Raw genomic sequence first — 14,403 nt, 5'->3', positions numbered from 1 at the left:
CAAATGTCTATCGTCGAAGTCAAAGTCCCTCAGCTGTCCGAATCGGTGGCCGAAGCCACCATGCTCACCTGGAAGAAGAAGGCCGGCGAAGCCGTCGCCGTCGATGAAATCCTGATCGAGATCGAAACCGACAAGGTCGTGCTCGAAGTGCCGGCGCCCGCCGCCGGCGTGCTGGCCGAGATCGTGCAAGGCGACGGCGCCACCGTCGTGGCCGACCAGCTGATCGCGAAGATCGACACCGAAGGCAAGGCCAGCGCCGCGGCCCCGGTCGCCGCGCCCGCCGCCGCCGCCCCGGCACCCGCCGCCGCGCCCGCGGCCGCTGCCGCCGCCACCGGCGGTGCCAAGTCCGACGTCGCCATGCCCGCGGCCGCCAAGCTGCTGGCCGACAACAACCTCAAGACCAGCGACGTCGCCGGCACCGGCAAGGACGGCCGCGTGACCAAGGGCGACGTGCTCGGCGCCGTGGCCTCGGGTGCCACCGCCAAGGCCGCGCCCGCCGCGATCCCCGCGCCGGCCGCCAAGCCCGCGCTGCCGCAGGTCGCCGCGCCCACCAGCGCGCCGGACCTGGGCGAGCGCCCCGAGCAGCGCGTGCCGATGAGCCGCCTGCGCGCGCGTATCGCCGAGCGCCTGTTGCAGTCGCAGTCGACCAACGCCATCCTCACGACCTTCAACGAGGTCAACATGGCGCCCGTCATGGACCTGCGCAAGCGCTTCCAGGACACCTTCACCAAGGAACACGGCGTCAAGCTCGGCTTCATGAGCTTCTTCGTCAAGGCCGCGGTGCATGCACTCAAGAAGTACCCGGTGCTCAACGCCTCGGTCGACGGCAACGACATCCTGTACCACGGCTACTTCGACATCGGCATCGCCGTCGGTTCGCCGCGCGGCCTGGTGGTGCCGATCCTGCGCAATGCCGACCAGATGAGCTTCGCCGACATCGAGAAGAAGATCGCCGAGTACGGCAAGAAGGCCCAGGAAGGCAAGCTCGGCATCGAGGAGATGACCGGCGGTACCTTCTCGATCTCGAACGGCGGCACCTTCGGCTCGATGCTCTCGACCCCGATCATCAACCCGCCCCAGTCCGCGATCCTCGGCGTGCACGCCACCAAGGACCGCGCCGTGGTCGAGAACGGCCAGATCGTCATCCGCCCGATGAACTACCTGGCGATGAGCTACGACCACCGCATCATCGACGGCCGCGAAGCCGTGCTGGGCCTGGTCGCCATGAAGGAAGCGCTGGAAGACCCGTCGCGCCTCCTGTTCGACATCTGATCGGAGGCACGAACAGATGGCCAACAAACAATTCGACGTCATCGTCATCGGCGGCGGCCCCGGCGGCTACATCGCCGCCATCCGCGCGGCGCAGCTCGGCTTCAACGTCGCCTGCATCGACGAGTGGAAGAACGGCAAGGGCGGCCCGGCACCGGGCGGCACCTGCACCAACGTCGGCTGCATTCCCTCGAAGGCACTGCTGCAGTCGTCGGAGCACTATGAGCAGGCGAACCACCACTTCGCCGACCACGGCATCAAGGTCGAGGGCCTGGGCATCGACCTCGCCAAGATGCTGGCCCGCAAGGACCAGGTCGTGAAGCAGAACAACGACGGCATCCTGTACCTGTTCAAGAAGAACAAGATCAGCTTCTTCCACGGCCGTGGTTCGTTCGAGAAGTCCGGCGACGCCGGCTACGACATCAAGGTGGCCGGCGCCGCCGAGGAAACCATCACCGGCAAGCACATCATCGTCGCCACCGGCTCCAATGCCCGTGCGCTGCCGGGCGCGGCCTTCGACGAGGAGAACATCCTCTCGAACGACGGCGCCCTGCGCATCGGCGCGGTGCCGAAGAAGCTGGGCCTGATCGGCTCGGGCGTCATCGGCCTCGAGATGGGCTCGGTGTGGCGCCGCCTCGGTGCGGAAGTCACGGTGCTCGAGGCGCTGCCGACCTTCCTCGGCGCGGTCGACGAGCAGATCGCCAAGGAAGCCAAGAAGGCCTTCGACAAGCAGGGCCTGAAGATCGAGCTCGGCGTGAAGGTCGGCGAGATCAAGTCGGGCAAGAACGGCGTGAGCGTGGCCTGGACCAACGCCAAGGGCGAAGCCCAGACGCTCGAGGTCGACAAGCTGATCGTCTCGATCGGCCGCGTGCCCAACACCATCGGCCTGAACGCCGAGGCGGTGGGCCTGAAGCTCGACGAGCGCGGCGCCATCGCCGTGGACGACGACTGCAAGACCAGCCTGCCGAACGTGTGGGCGATCGGCGACGTGGTGCGCGGCCCGATGCTCGCGCACAAGGCGGAAGAAGAGGGCGTTGCCGTGGCCGAGCGCATTGCCGGCCAGCACGGACATGTCAACTTCAACACCGTGCCGTGGGTGATCTACACCAGCCCCGAGATCGCGTGGGTCGGCCAGACCGAGCAACAGCTCAAGGCCTCGGGCCGCGCCTACAAGGCCGGCACCTTCCCGTTCCTGGCCAACGGCCGCGCGCGCGCGCTCGGCGACACGACCGGCATGGTCAAGTTCCTGGCCGACGCGGCCACGGACGAGATCCTGGGCGTGCACATCGTCGGCCCGCAGGCCAGCGAATTGATCTCCGAAGCCGTGGTGGCGATGGAGTTCAAGGCCAGCGCCGAGGACATCGCGCGCATCTGCCACGCGCACCCCTCGCTGTCGGAAGCCACCAAGGAAGCCGCGCTCGCGGTCGACAAGCGCACGCTGAACTTCTGATCCAGCGGCGAGCACGCCGCGGGCGGCCCTTCGCGGGCCCCCCGCGGCCATTCAACCCTTGAGCACCCCTCCCTTGAGCGTCAAACAGGCTTACGAAGCGGAACTCGCGGCGCGCGGGTTCAAGAGCGATCCCGCGCAGATGCGGGCCGTCGAGGCGCTCGACCGCTGCGCCACGGAATGGGCGGCCTACAAGTCGCAGCGTTCCAACGCGCTGAAGAAGCTCATCAACCGGCCCGAGCTGCCGCGCGGCGTCTACATGTACGGTGGGGTGGGGCGCGGGAAGAGCTTCCTGATGGACCTCTTCTTCAATGCCGTGCCGCTGCGGCGCAAGACGCGCCTGCACTTCCACGAATTCATGCGCGAGGTGCACCGCGAGCTGCGCGAGCTGCAGGGCACCGTCAACCCGCTCGACGAGCTGGGCCTGCGCATCTCGAAGCGCTACAAGCTGATCTGCTTCGACGAGTTCCACGTCGCCGACATCACCGACGCGATGATCCTGCATCGCCTGCTGGTGGCGCTGTTCGAGAACGGCGTGGGCTTCGTCACCACTTCCAATTTCAAGCCCGACGACCTCTATCCCGGCGGGCTGCATCGCGACCGCATCCTGCCCGCCATCGAGCTGCTGAACCAGAAGCTCGAGGTGCTCAGCGTGGACAACGGCACCGACTACCGGCGCCGCACCATGGAGCAGCTGCGTATGTATCTCACGCCGAACGACGGCGAGACCGAGAAGGAGATGCGCAAGGCCTTCGAGAAGCTGGCCGAGACCGCCGACGAGAACCCCGTGCTGCACATCGAGTCGCGCGAGATCCGCGCGCGGCGCAAGGCCGGCGGCGTCGTCTGGTTCGACTTCAAGACGCTGTGCGGCGGGCCACGCTCGCAGAACGACTATCTCGAGATCGCGAGCCAGTTCCACACCGTGCTGCTGTCCGACGTGCCGCACATGCCGGTGCGCATGGCCTCGGAGGCGCGCCGCTTCACCTGGCTGGTCGACGTGCTGTACGACCGCCGCGTCAAGCTCATCATGTCGGCCGAGGTGCCGGCCGAGGCGTTGTACACCGAGGGGCCGCTGGCGCACGAGTTTCCGCGCACGGTCTCGCGGCTCAACGAGATGCAGTCGGCCGAATTCCTCGCGCTGGAACGCCGCATCGTCGACACTCGCCTCACATGAAGAAAACCCTCGTCCTTGCCCTGTGGATGCTGCTGGCCGGCCTGCCCGCCTGGGCCCAGTCCAACGCCGCCGCCGGCGCCGCCGACCTCGAGGCCGAGCGCAGCCGCCTGGCCTCCGAGCGCGCCGCCATCGAGGCGCGCTACCAGGGCGAACGCAAGGCCTGCTACGCCAAGTTCGCGGTCGAGGACTGCCTGCGCGACAGCCGCGCGCGCCGTCGTACCGAGACCGACCACATCAAGCGCCAGGAATCCTCGATCAACGACATCGAGCGCCAGCGCCGCGGCGCCGCCGAGCTGCGCAAGCTCGACGAGAAGAAGGCCACCGAGCGCCCGCAGGACTCCGCGCAGCAGCGCGAGCAGGCGATGAAGAACCAGCGCGAGCGCGAACAGCGTGCGGCCGACCATGCGCAGGGCCGCGCCGCGACGGCCGCCGAGGCGCCCGAGCGCCAGCGCCAGTTCGACCAGAAGCAGAGCAACCAGGCGGCCGAGCAGGCCAAGGCCGCGCAGCGCCGGGCCGAGGCGCCCGAACAGGTCCAGCGCTACGAGGAAAAGCAGCGCAAAGCCGAGGAGCACCGCGCCAGCCGCGAGAGGCAGAACGCCAGCCGCACCAAGCCGCGTGGCGCGCCGCTGCCGCCGGCCGAACCGGCCGCGCCGAAGCCCTGAGCGCCGCGCGGCGGCCCGCGGGCCGCGGATCTCAGGCCGCCGGCAACGGCTCGAGCTTGAGCACCGCGATCGAGATGTTGTCGCCGGTGCCATGCGCGCGGCGACGCGCCTCGCCCACCAGGATCTCGACCGCATCGCGCGGCGGCTGCGCATGCAGCACGCTCGCGAGCTCCTCGGGGGTGAAGTAGTGCCACAGGCCGTCGCTGCAGGCCATCAGCAGGTCGCCGGGCTGCATCCTCGGCACCTGGTCGGGCGCGATCGGCGGTGGTGTCGAGCGCATGCCCAGGCAGCCGAGCAGGATGTTGCCCTGCGGATGCACGTTGGCCTCGGCCTCGGTGATCTCGCCGCGGTCGATCAGCGTCTGCACGTACGAATGATCGCGCGTGCGCTTGATCAGCCGGCCGTCGTGGAAATGGTAGATGCGCGAATCGCCCGCATGGATCCAGGCGCAATCGCCGTTCGGGTTCATGAGGAAGGCCGCCAGCGTGCTGTGCGGTTCCTGCTCGCTCGACACGGCTGTGAGCTTGATCACCGTGTGCGCGTCCTCGAGCAGCTGGCGCAGCAGCGCCTCGGCTTGGTCGCGCGCGGGGTTGTAGCGCGCGAACAGCTGGCGCGCCGTCATCAGCACCTGGTCGGAGGCCTTGCGCCCGCCGCTGCGTCCGCCCATGCCGTCGGCCACCACGGCGAGCACGCAGCCCGGCGTGCGCGGATGCGCGATCAGCATCACCTGGTCCTGCTGGTAGGGGCGGTCGCCCTTGTGCAGGCCGGTGGCGGCAACGAGTCGAAAGCCTTGGGTCATGAGCGCGAATGCGCCGATGCAGCGCCGCCTGTCTTCTCTGGAGTTCGTGTCACGACGTATTATCGAATGAACACGAGCCCGGGCCGCGCAGAAGATGCGCTCGCTCCTCCCACGTTGGATTCCAATCTCCACTCCCTTTCCCGCCAGCTGATCGAGCTGCGCATCGAGCATGCGGATCTCGATGCGTCCATCGACGGCCTGAGCGAGGTCGTGCCGCAGGACGAGCTGCTGCTGCGCCGCCTCAAGAAGCGCCGCCTCGCGCTGCGCGACCAGATCGTGCGGCTCGAGAACGCGATCGATCCGAAGGAGCCGGCATGAGTGCTGTGGGCCTGGAAGACACGCTCGCATCGAAGGTGCTCGAAGCTTTCTCCGAGGGCGGCGTGCTGTCGCGCGCGGCCGAGCAGTTCCGCGAACGCTCGGGCCAGACCGAGATGGCGATGGCCGTGGCACGCACCATCGAGCAGGGCGGCATGCTGGTGGTCGAGGCCGGCACCGGCGTCGGCAAGACCTTCTCGTACCTGGTGCCCGCGCTGCTGAGCGGCGAGCGCGTGCTGCTCTCGACCGCCACCAAGGCGCTGCAGGACCAGCTGTTCGGCCGCGACCTGCCGCGGCTGGTGGAGGCGCTGGGCCTGCCGGTGCGCACCGCGCTGCTTAAGGGCCGCGGCAGCTACCTCTGCCTGCACCGCCTCGACATGGCGCGCCACGATGCCTCGCTGCCCGAGCGCGGCAGCCTGCGCACGCTGGCGAAGATCGAGCAATGGTCCAAGGCCACGCGCACCGGCGACCTGGCCGAACTGCCGGGGCTCGACGAGCGCTCGCCGCTGATCCCGCTGGTGAGTTCCACGCGCGAGAACTGCCTGGGCGCGCAGTGCCCGCAGTTCAAGCCCTGCCACGTCAACCTCGCGCGGCGCGAGGCGCTGGCGGCCGACGTGGTGGTCATCAACCATCACCTGTTCTTCGCCGACCTCGCGGTGCGCGAGACCGGCATGGCCGAGCTGCTGCCGAGCGTCAGCGTGGTGGTTTTCGACGAGGCGCACCAGCTCAACGAGACCGGCGTGCAGTTCCTTGGCACCAACCTCGGCACCGGGCAGGCACTCGACTTCGCGCGCGACGTGCTCGCGGCCGGCCTCACGCATGCGCGCGGCCTGGTCGACTGGCAAGGCATCGTGGCCGGGCTCGAGCGCGCGGCGCGCGAGCTGCGGCTGGCGGTGGGCAAGCAGTGGCCGGGCGCGAAGCTGCGCTGGGCCGGGCCTTCGCCCGAGGGCATCGGCGAGCACGAATGGCAGGGCGCGCTCGACACGCTGCAGATCGCCTTCGAGGAAGCGGCCGAAGGGCTCGACACCGTGAGCGAGCTGTCGCCCGATTTCGTGCGGCTGCTCGAGCGCGCGCGCGAACTCGCGAAGCGCGCCGCCAAGTTCGCGCGCGCCTGCGCGCCGGAGTCGGTGCGCTGGGTCGACGTGGGCACGCAGCTGCGGCTGGTGGAGTCGCCGCTCGATATCGCGGAGGCGATGCGCACGCGCGTGCTCAAGATCGCCAAGCCGCGCGACGACGAGGCGCCGGCGCCCGGCGCTCGCGAGGCCGTTGACGACTACGAGGCCTGGCTCGATGCGCAGGGCGGCGGCGATGACGATGACGAGGAGCCGTCGCGCGCGCACGAGCCCGAACCAGCAGCCGCCGAGCGCCGTCGCCGCGCCTGGGTCTTCACCTCCGCCACGCTGGGCGACGATCCCACGCTGCGCTGGTTCACCGAACCTTGCGGCCTCGAGGACGCGGAGGTGCTGCGCGTGCGCAGTCCCTTCGACTACGCCGCGCAGGCCGCGCTCTACGTGCCGCGCGCCTTCCCCAAGCCCAACGAGCCCTCGCACAGCCTGCGCGTGGCGCAACTGGCCGCGCGCGGCGCCGGCGCGCTCGGCGGCCGCACGCTGGTGCTGACCACCACGCTGCGCGCGCTGCGCACCGTGGGCGACGAGATCCGCCAGCAGATCGAGCGCCTGGGCATCGAGCGGCGGCCCGAGGTGCTGGTGCAGGGCGAACTGCCCAAGCGGGTGCTGATGGACCGCTTCCGCGAGGGCGACACGATGGGCCGCCCCGGCTGCGTGCTGGTGGCCTCGGCCTCGTTCTGGGAGGGTTTCGACGCCCCCGGCGATGCCTTGCAGCTGGTGGTGATCGACAAGCTGCCGTTCCCGCCGCCCAACGATCCGCTGGTCGAGGCGCGCTCGCAGCGGCTCGAGGCGCAGGGCCGCAGCTCGTTTGGCGACTACTCGCTGCCCGAGGCCGCGGTGGCGCTCAAGCAGGGGGCGGGGCGGTTGATCCGGCGCGAGACCGACAGCGGCGTGCTGGTGATCTGCGACACGCGCCTGGTCGCGATGGGCTATGGCCGGCGCCTGCTCGGTGCGCTGCCGCCGATGCGGCGGCTCGAGACCGAGGCCGATCTCGACGCGGCGATCGCGGACCTGAGCGTGCCGGTGCAGGACTGACGCGCGCGCAATGAAAAAGCCCGAGGGCTCGCGCCATCGGGCTTGGATGCGGGGTCAGCCGAGATGGCTGGCCGTTGCGATCACCACATCTTCCACCAGGGATCGTCCTTGGTCTTGAAGCCCTGGGTCAGGTAGGTGCTCTGCGGGTAGTTGGAGGTCAGCACGCGCTGCGCGTCGTCGCGCAGGTCGTTCATGCCGAGCGCGTCGTACGAGCGCACGATGATGTAGAGCGCTTCCTCGACGGCGGGCACTTCACGGTAGTCGGCGATCGCGCTCTGGGCGCGGTTGATGGCCGCCAGGTAGGCGCCCCGCGAGTAGTAGTAGCGCGCCACGTGAACCTCGTACTGGGCGAGCGAGTTCACGATGTAGTTCATGCGCTGGCGCGCATCGGGCGTGTAGCGCGACTCGGGGAAGCGGGTGACCAGCTCCTTGAACGATTCGAACGATTCCTTGGCCGCCTTCTGGTCGCGCTCCGACAGGTCCTGGCGCGTGAGGAACGCGAACATGCCGAGGTCGTCGTTGAAGTTGATCACGCCCTTGAGGTACAGCGCGTAGTCGAGCGCGGGGCTGGCGGGGTGCAGTTTCAGGAAGCGGTCGATGGTGGAGACCGCGGCGGCCTTGTCGCCGCCCTTGTACTGGGCGTAGGCCTTCTCGAGCTGCGCCTGCTGCGCCAGCGGCGTGCCGGCGGCGCGGCCCTCGAGCTTCTCGTACAGCGGCACGGCCTTGTCGTAGGCGCCGGAACCGGCTTCGTCCTTGGCTTCCGCGTAGATCCGGTTGGGGCTCCAGGTCGCGGTCTTGTCGTCCTTGGTGCTCGAACAGCCGGCGAGCAGCGCGAGGGCGCTGAGCGCCATCCAGGCTGGGACCGATAATTTGGCGCGAATCATCACATGCGGCTTTCGTGAAACAGTTGCCCTCAATTATATCGACCGACCCCCGCGACAACTCCCCGGAGGCGGCCGAGCTCGACGAGGGCGCCGATCCGTCCGAAGCCAGCGAGTGGCGGGATTTCGTCGTCGACCCCGCGCAGCACGGACTGCGGCTGGATCGCGCGCTGGCCGCGTTGGTTCCCGAGTTCTCGCGCAGCTACCTGCAGCAGCTCATCGAGGCCGGCGCCGTCGAGCTGCAGGGCCGCGCCGCCACCAAGGCCTCGGCGGCCGTGCGGGCCGGGCAGGCGGGGCGCATCGAACTGCGCCCCACGCCGCAGAGCCAGGCCTTCCGGCCCGAGCCGATGGAGATCGTCACCGTCTACGAGGACGAGCACCTGCGCGTGATCGACAAGCCGGCCGGCCTGGTCGTGCATCCCGCCCCGGGCCACTGGAGCGGCACGCTGCTCAACGGCCTGCTCGCGCTCGATCCCAAGGCGCTGCTGCTGCCGCGCGCGGGCATCGTGCACCGCCTCGACCGCGACACCAGCGGGCTGATGATGGTCGCGCGCACCCGCGCCGCCATGGACGCGCTGGTGGCGCTGATCGCCGCGCGCGAGGTCAAGCGCCAGTACCTGGCGCTGGGCCACAAGCCCTGGACCGGCCCGGCCGCGCGCCTGGTCGACGCGGCCATCGGCCGCGACCCGCGCAACCGGCTGCGCATGGCGGTGGTCGACCTGCAGCAGCACGCCGGCAAGACCGCCCGCACCCTGATCGAGCGCCTGGACAGCGAGGAGCGCGGCTGCGTGGTGCGCTGCACCCTCGAGACCGGCCGCACGCACCAGATCCGCGTGCACATGGCGTCGATCGGCCATCCGCTGGTGGGCGACACGCTCTATGGCGGCACGCCCGCCGCGGGCCTCGCGCGGCAGGCGCTGCACGCGTTCCGGCTGGCCTTCGTCCATCCGGTCACGCAGGCCCCGATCGCGCTGCATTCGCCCGTGCCGGCCGATCTCGCCGAGGCCTTGCGGGCCTGGGGGCTGGACTACAATCGCGCCTGACGGCCTCCAGGGCCGCCGCGCCGGCCGCTTGGTGCCGGCCCCGCGTTGCACTCGCCGCGTGCCGGCAACGCCTCCTTCCATCCTTCTGAACAAAAAAAGCGTCCCCCAAGACGCCTTTTCCCGGACAACGCGAACCATGAATACGGCGGATGCCAAGCGCATTCTCGAAACCGCCTTGATCTGTTCGAGCCAGCCGCTGCCGGTGCGCGAATTGCGCGTGCTGTTCGACGACGAACTGGGCGTGGACACGATCAAGTCGCTGCTCCTCGAGCTGCAGGAAGACTGGACGCAACGCGGCCTCGAGCTGGTCAGCGTGGGCAGTGGCTGGCGCTTCCAGAGCCGGCCCGAGATGCGCGACCACCTCGACCGCCTGCACCCCGAGAAACCGCCGCGCTACACCCGCGCGGCGCTCGAGACCCTGGCCATCATTGCCTACCGCCAGCCGGTCACGCGCGGCGACATGGAAGACATCCGCGGCGTCACCATCAACTCGCTGATCCTCAAGCAGCTCGAAGACCGCAACTGGGTCGAGGTGATCGGCCACCGCGAGACGGTGGGCCGCCCGGCGCTGTACGCGACCACGCGCCAGTTCCTCGACGACCTTGGCCTGGCCTCGCTGGACCAGCTCCCGGTGATCGAGACGCCGGCGCAGCAGGCTGCGCTGGTCGACTCGCTCGAGCGCGCGGGCGGCGGCGACCAGCCGGCGCTGCCGATCGACGAGCCGGCCGCCGAGGACGCCGCGGTTGCCGTGGCGGTGGAAGAGGCGCAGACTGTGCCCACCACCCCGGCAGAAGAACAACAGCCCGAAGTCCGGCAGGCGGTCGCGGACGAAGCGTCGCCCGGCATGGCTCCCGAGCCGGGCGATGCCGTCCCCCTCGACGAACGAGGCGAGGACGCCGAACCGCCAGCCCCCACGGAAGCCCAGGCTCCCGCCGATACCGAACCCACCGAAGAACCCCGCATCGATCCCGACGCTCCGCCGCCGGACGCGACCGATCCTGACGCAGTCCTCCCCGGAAAGACCTCATGAGCTCATCCGATCCCGACGAAGCGGCGATCCTGCCGATCGACCCCTTGTCCAATGAAAACACGCCGGAAACGACCGGCCAGTCCGCGGGTGATGCTGCGAAAACCGTAGCGACGGCGGAGGAGGGCGCGGCACCGAAGCGGCGTCCGCGGCGCAAGAAGGAGGCCGTGGAGGCCACCGAGGCGCCGGCCGTGGCCGAGCCTGAAGCGCCCGTGGCGGCCGCCGAGAGCGCCGAGGAGCCGCCCAAGCCCGCCAAGCCGAAGCGTCCGCGCAAGCCGAAGGCCGTGGCCGTGGCCGTGGCCGAGGCGCCCGCGGCCGAATCCGAGCCGCCCGCGCTCGAAGCGGCACCCGAGCCCGTCGTGGCGCCCGAGCCGGAACCCGAGCCCGCGCCTGCCGAACCGGCGCGTGCCCAGTCGCGCGACGAGGAAGACTCGGACGACCGCTCCGACGACGACGAAGACGAGGAAGACCCCGACGACGAGGAGGACGACCTCGATCGCGCCCGCCGCGCCGCCGAGCGCGAGCAGCGCAACGCGCCGCCGCCCGAGCCGATCCGCTTCGCCGACGTGATCTCGGGCCAGTTCGACGCCGACGAGGACAGCCCCGAGGTGCCGCCGCTCAAGCGCGTGCTGCTGCCCGAGGCCGATTCGCCCAAGCTGCACAAAGTGCTCGCGCAGGCCGGGCTCGGCTCGCGCCTGGAGATGGAGCAACTGATCCTGCAGGGCCGCATCTCGGTCAACAACGAACCGGCCCACATCGGCCAGCGCATCCAGTACGGCGACCAGGTCAAGATCAACGGCAAGCCGATCCGCTACCGGATCGCGCCGCCGCCGCCGCGCGTGATCGCCTATCACAAGCCCGTGGGCGAGGTCGTCACGCACGACGACCCGCAGAACCGCCCGACCGTGTTCCGCAAGCTGCCGCGCCTGCACCAGGGCAAGTGGCAGTCGGTCGGCCGGCTCGACCTGAACACCGAAGGCCTGCTGCTGTTCAGCAGCTCGGGCGACCTGGCCAACCAGCTGATGCATCCGCGCTTCGGCCTGGAGCGCGAGTACGCGGTGCGCGTGCTCGGCGCGCTCAGCGCCGAGGAACGCCAGAAGCTGCTCGACGGCGTGCGCCTCGACGACGGCATGGCGCAGTTCGGCACCATCGAGGACGGCGGCGGCGAAGGCTCCAACTGCTGGTACCGCGTCACCATCTCCGAAGGCCGCAACCGCGAGGTGCGCCGGCTGTTCGAGTCGGTGGGCCATGCGGTCAGCCGGCTGATCCGCATCCGCTACGGCGCGATGGTGCTGCCGCGCGGCCTCAAGCGCGGCGCCTGGATGGAGCTCGACGAGCGCGACATCCGCGCGCTGTTCCAGGCCTCGGGCGGCGCGCCCGCGCGGCCGGGCCCGCAGCAGCAACGCGGCCAGGGCCAGGACGGCGGCGGTGGTCGCAACGGGCGCAACAAGAAGCGCCGCGGCGGCCGCAACGGTGGCGGTGCCCAGGCGCGCGACGACGGTCCGATCCCGAGCCCGATGGGCGAGGCGCGAGCGCCGCGCGGCCCGCGCAACAACCGCGGCCCGGGCGGCGGCAACGGCGGTCCGCCGCAGCAACAGCAGGGCCGGCGCAACAACAACGGCGGCAACCGCAACCGGCAGGGCGGCGACGACCGTCCGCCGAGCGGCGCCAACCAGCCCGATCCGATGAAGACCTCGCTCGGCTACATCGGCGCCGACAGCTTCACGCGGCAGCGCAAGGAACAACGCCAGGGCGGTTCCGGCCGCCGGGGCGGCGGCGGGGGCGGCGGCGGTGGTTTCGGCGGGCAGGGCGGCGGCGGTGGCCGGCGCCGCGGACGCTGAACAAAAACAGCCGCGCCCGCGCGGCCTTTCGCGGGGTTTTCACCAAGGTGGTGAATCCCGCCGGTTAAAATCGCGGGCTTTGTCGGGATACGGCGCAACAATATCGTTGCAGTTGTGACAAAAAACTTCAGAATCAAGCAAGCTCAGAAAGCACTTCCATGGCTATCGAACGTACCCTCTCCATCATCAAGCCCGACGCCGTCGCCAAGAACGTCATCGGCAAGATCGTTTCCCGCTTCGAGGCCGCCGGCCTGAAGATCGTGGCCGCCAAGCTGGTCCACCTCTCGCGCAACGAAGCCGAGCAGTTCTACGCCGTGCACAAGGAGCGTCCCTTCTTCAAGGACCTGGTCGAGTTCATGATCTCGGGCCCGGTGTTCGTGCAAGTGCTCGAAGGCGAGAACGCGATCGCCAAGAACCGTGACCTGATGGGCGCCACCGACCCGAAGAAGGCCGCAGCCGGCACCATCCGCGCCGACTTCGCCGACAGCATCGACGCCAACGCCGTGCACGGTTCGGACGCTCCCGAAACCGCCGCCAACGAAGTGGCGTTCTTCTTCGCCGGCCTCAACGTCTACGCACGCTGAAGCCGTATCTCGACCGAATCCATGACCACGGCCAACCTGCTCGATTTCGATCTCGAGGGGTTGGCTGCGTTCTGCGAAAAACTCGGCGAGAAGAAATTCCGCGCCACGCAGCTGTTCCGCTGGATCCACCAGCGTGGCGCCAGCGACTTCTCCCAGATGACCGATCTGGCCAAGTCGCTGCGCGAGAAGCTCGCGACGACCGCGCGCGTCGAGGCGCTGCCGGTCATCACCCAGCACGAATCCAAGGACGGCACGATCAAGTGGCTGTTCGACGTCGGTGACGGCAATGCCGTCGAAGCCGTCTTCATTCCCGAGGACGACCGCGGCACGCTGTGCGTGTCGTCCCAGGCCGGCTGCGCGGTCGGCTGCCGCTTCTGCTCGACCGGCCACCAGGGCTTCAGCCGCAACCTGAGCACGGGCGAGATCGTCGCCCAGCTGTGGTTCGCCGAGCACTTCCTGCGCAAGCACCTGAAGCGCGACGAGCGCGTCATCTCCAACGTGGTGATGATGGGCATGGGCGAGCCGCTGCAGAACTATTCGGCGCTGGTGCCCGCGCTGCGCACCATGCTCGACGACAACGGCTACGGCCTCTCGCGCCGCCGCGTCACGGTCTCGACCTCGGGTGTGGTGCCGATGATCGACCGCCTGGGCGCCGACTGCCCGGTGGCGCTCGCCGTCTCGCTGCACGCGCCCAACGATCCGCTGCGCGACGACCTGGTGCCGCTGAACCGCAAGTACCCGATCGCCGAGCTGCTCGAGGCCTGCAAGCGCTACCTCGCGCACGCGCCGCGCGACTTCATCACCTTCGAGTACTGCATGCTCGACGGCGTCAACGACCAGCCCGAACATGCGCGCCAGCTCATCGAGCTGGTGCGCACGCACGGCGTGTCGTGCAAGTTCAACCTGATCCCGTTCAACCCGTTCCCGGCCTCGGGCCTGCTGCGCTCGCCGCAGCCGCGCGTGCTGGCCTTCGCGAAGATGCTGAGCGAAGCCGGCCTGGTGACCACGGTGCGCAAGACGCGCGGCGACGACATCGACGCCGCCTGCGGCCAACTGGCCGGCGACGTCAAGGACCGCACCCGCGCGGCCGAGCGCATGGCGCAGCGCCGCCTGGCGTCGTCCGCCTCGGGAACGGAGCGAACGGTCGTGTTGCATCCGGTCCGCAAGACCGCCTCCACCGCCTCCCAGGAGCATTGAAC

General features: G+C 69.8%; 13 protein-coding genes. 11 read left to right on the top strand and 2 right to left on the bottom strand.

What is annotated here, in order from left to right; translation table 11 throughout:
• The first annotated feature begins 3 nt into the window (after positions 1-3).
• From odhB to ACEN9J_RS08420, 4 genes are all read left to right on the top strand, one after another.
• On the top strand, positions 4-1,272 hold the full coding sequence (gene odhB, locus ACEN9J_RS08435) for a 2-oxoglutarate dehydrogenase complex dihydrolipoyllysine-residue succinyltransferase (protein WP_413763803.1): 1,269 nt from the start codon (positions 4-6) through the stop codon (positions 1,270-1,272).
• A 16-nt stretch (positions 1,273-1,288) separates the two neighbouring features.
• The gene (gene lpdA, locus ACEN9J_RS08430) at positions 1,289-2,719 is read left to right on the top strand and encodes a dihydrolipoyl dehydrogenase (protein ID WP_057597456.1); all 1,431 of its coding nucleotides are present in this window, start codon (positions 1,289-1,291) and stop codon (positions 2,717-2,719) included.
• Between the two features lie 73 nt (positions 2,720-2,792).
• Positions 2,793-3,890: a cell division protein ZapE gene (zapE, locus tag ACEN9J_RS08425; RefSeq protein WP_057597455.1), complete on the top strand. Its 1,098-nt coding sequence runs from the start codon at positions 2,793-2,795 to the stop codon at positions 3,888-3,890.
• Complete coding sequence (locus ACEN9J_RS08420) at positions 3,887-4,552, top strand: hypothetical protein (protein ID WP_413763802.1); 666 nt, start codon at positions 3,887-3,889, stop codon at positions 4,550-4,552. Before zapE ends, ACEN9J_RS08420 begins: the two co-directional genes overlap by 4 nt.
• A gap of 31 nt (positions 4,553-4,583) precedes the next feature.
• On the opposite strand, the gene ACEN9J_RS08415 is transcribed toward ACEN9J_RS08420, so the two are convergent.
• A complete protein-coding gene (locus ACEN9J_RS08415) occupies positions 4,584-5,351 on the bottom strand; it encodes a PP2C family protein-serine/threonine phosphatase (protein ID WP_413763801.1) in 768 nt (255 codons plus the stop codon).
• Positions 5,352-5,465: 114 nt separating this feature from the next.
• On the opposite strand from ACEN9J_RS08415, the gene ACEN9J_RS08410 reads away from it, so the two are divergent.
• Positions 5,466-5,669: a YdcH family protein gene (locus ACEN9J_RS08410; RefSeq protein WP_057597458.1), complete on the top strand. Its 204-nt coding sequence runs from the start codon at positions 5,466-5,468 to the stop codon at positions 5,667-5,669.
• The gene (locus ACEN9J_RS08405) at positions 5,666-7,828 is read left to right on the top strand and encodes an ATP-dependent DNA helicase (RefSeq protein WP_261210919.1); all 2,163 of its coding nucleotides are present in this window, start codon (positions 5,666-5,668) and stop codon (positions 7,826-7,828) included. Before ACEN9J_RS08410 ends, ACEN9J_RS08405 begins: the two co-directional genes overlap by 4 nt.
• 80 nt (positions 7,829-7,908) lie before the next feature.
• On the opposite strand, the gene ACEN9J_RS08400 is transcribed toward ACEN9J_RS08405, so the two are convergent.
• Entirely contained in the window at positions 7,909-8,712 is an 804-nt protein-coding gene (locus ACEN9J_RS08400) for an outer membrane protein assembly factor BamD (RefSeq protein WP_057597452.1), read from the bottom strand.
• Positions 8,713-8,726: 14 nt separating this feature from the next.
• Between ACEN9J_RS08400 and ACEN9J_RS08395 the strand changes: the two genes are divergently transcribed.
• From ACEN9J_RS08395 to rlmN, 5 genes are all read left to right on the top strand, one after another.
• Positions 8,727-9,752: an RluA family pseudouridine synthase gene (locus ACEN9J_RS08395; RefSeq protein ID WP_413763800.1), complete on the top strand. Its 1,026-nt coding sequence runs from the start codon at positions 8,727-8,729 to the stop codon at positions 9,750-9,752.
• Positions 9,753-9,888: 136 nt separating this feature from the next.
• Positions 9,889-10,782, top strand: a complete 894-nt coding sequence (gene scpB / locus ACEN9J_RS08390; protein WP_413763799.1) for an SMC-Scp complex subunit ScpB — start codon at positions 9,889-9,891, stop codon at positions 10,780-10,782.
• Positions 10,779-12,620, top strand: coding sequence for a pseudouridine synthase (locus tag ACEN9J_RS08385; RefSeq protein WP_413763798.1), 1,842 nt, complete (start codon positions 10,779-10,781; stop codon positions 12,618-12,620). Before scpB ends, ACEN9J_RS08385 begins: the two co-directional genes overlap by 4 nt.
• Positions 12,621-12,778: 158 nt before the next feature.
• A complete protein-coding gene (ndk, locus tag ACEN9J_RS08380; protein ID WP_019653122.1) occupies positions 12,779-13,204 on the top strand; it encodes a nucleoside-diphosphate kinase in 426 nt (141 codons plus the stop codon).
• Positions 13,205-13,225: 21 nt separating this feature from the next.
• Complete coding sequence (rlmN, locus tag ACEN9J_RS08375; protein ID WP_057594713.1) at positions 13,226-14,401, top strand: 23S rRNA (adenine(2503)-C(2))-methyltransferase RlmN; 1,176 nt, start codon at positions 13,226-13,228, stop codon at positions 14,399-14,401.
• The last annotated feature ends 2 nt before the right edge of the window (positions 14,402-14,403 follow it).

Origin of the sequence: Variovorax sp. Varisp41 (assembly GCF_047325085.1) — a bacterium.
Lineage (GTDB): Bacteria > Pseudomonadota > Gammaproteobacteria > Burkholderiales > Burkholderiaceae_C > Variovorax.
The sequence above is the reverse complement of the archived record's forward strand: the minus strand, read 5'-3'. Positions and strand labels throughout refer to the sequence as shown.

Excerpts from the sequence above, each read along its gene's own strand:
- odhB (WP_413763803.1), top strand. The coding sequence starts at position 4 with ATGTCTATCGTCGAAGTCAAAGTCCCTCAGCTGTCCGAATCGGTGGCC.
- lpdA (WP_057597456.1), top strand. The coding sequence starts at position 1,289 with ATGGCCAACAAACAATTCGACGTCATCGTCATCGGCGGCGGCCCCGGC.
- ACEN9J_RS08420 (WP_413763802.1), top strand. The coding sequence starts at position 3,887 with ATGAAGAAAACCCTCGTCCTTGCCCTGTGGATGCTGCTGGCCGGCCTG.
- ACEN9J_RS08415 (WP_413763801.1), bottom strand. The coding sequence starts at position 5,351 with ATGACCCAAGGCTTTCGACTCGTTGCCGCCACCGGCCTGCACAAGGGC.
- ACEN9J_RS08405 (WP_261210919.1), top strand. The coding sequence starts at position 5,666 with ATGAGTGCTGTGGGCCTGGAAGACACGCTCGCATCGAAGGTGCTCGAA.
- ACEN9J_RS08400 (WP_057597452.1), bottom strand. The coding sequence starts at position 8,712 with ATGATTCGCGCCAAATTATCGGTCCCAGCCTGGATGGCGCTCAGCGCC.
- scpB (WP_413763799.1), top strand. The coding sequence starts at position 9,889 with ATGAATACGGCGGATGCCAAGCGCATTCTCGAAACCGCCTTGATCTGT.
- ACEN9J_RS08385 (WP_413763798.1), top strand. The coding sequence starts at position 10,779 with ATGAGCTCATCCGATCCCGACGAAGCGGCGATCCTGCCGATCGACCCC.
- ndk (WP_019653122.1), top strand. The coding sequence starts at position 12,779 with ATGGCTATCGAACGTACCCTCTCCATCATCAAGCCCGACGCCGTCGCC.
- rlmN (WP_057594713.1), top strand. The coding sequence starts at position 13,226 with ATGACCACGGCCAACCTGCTCGATTTCGATCTCGAGGGGTTGGCTGCG.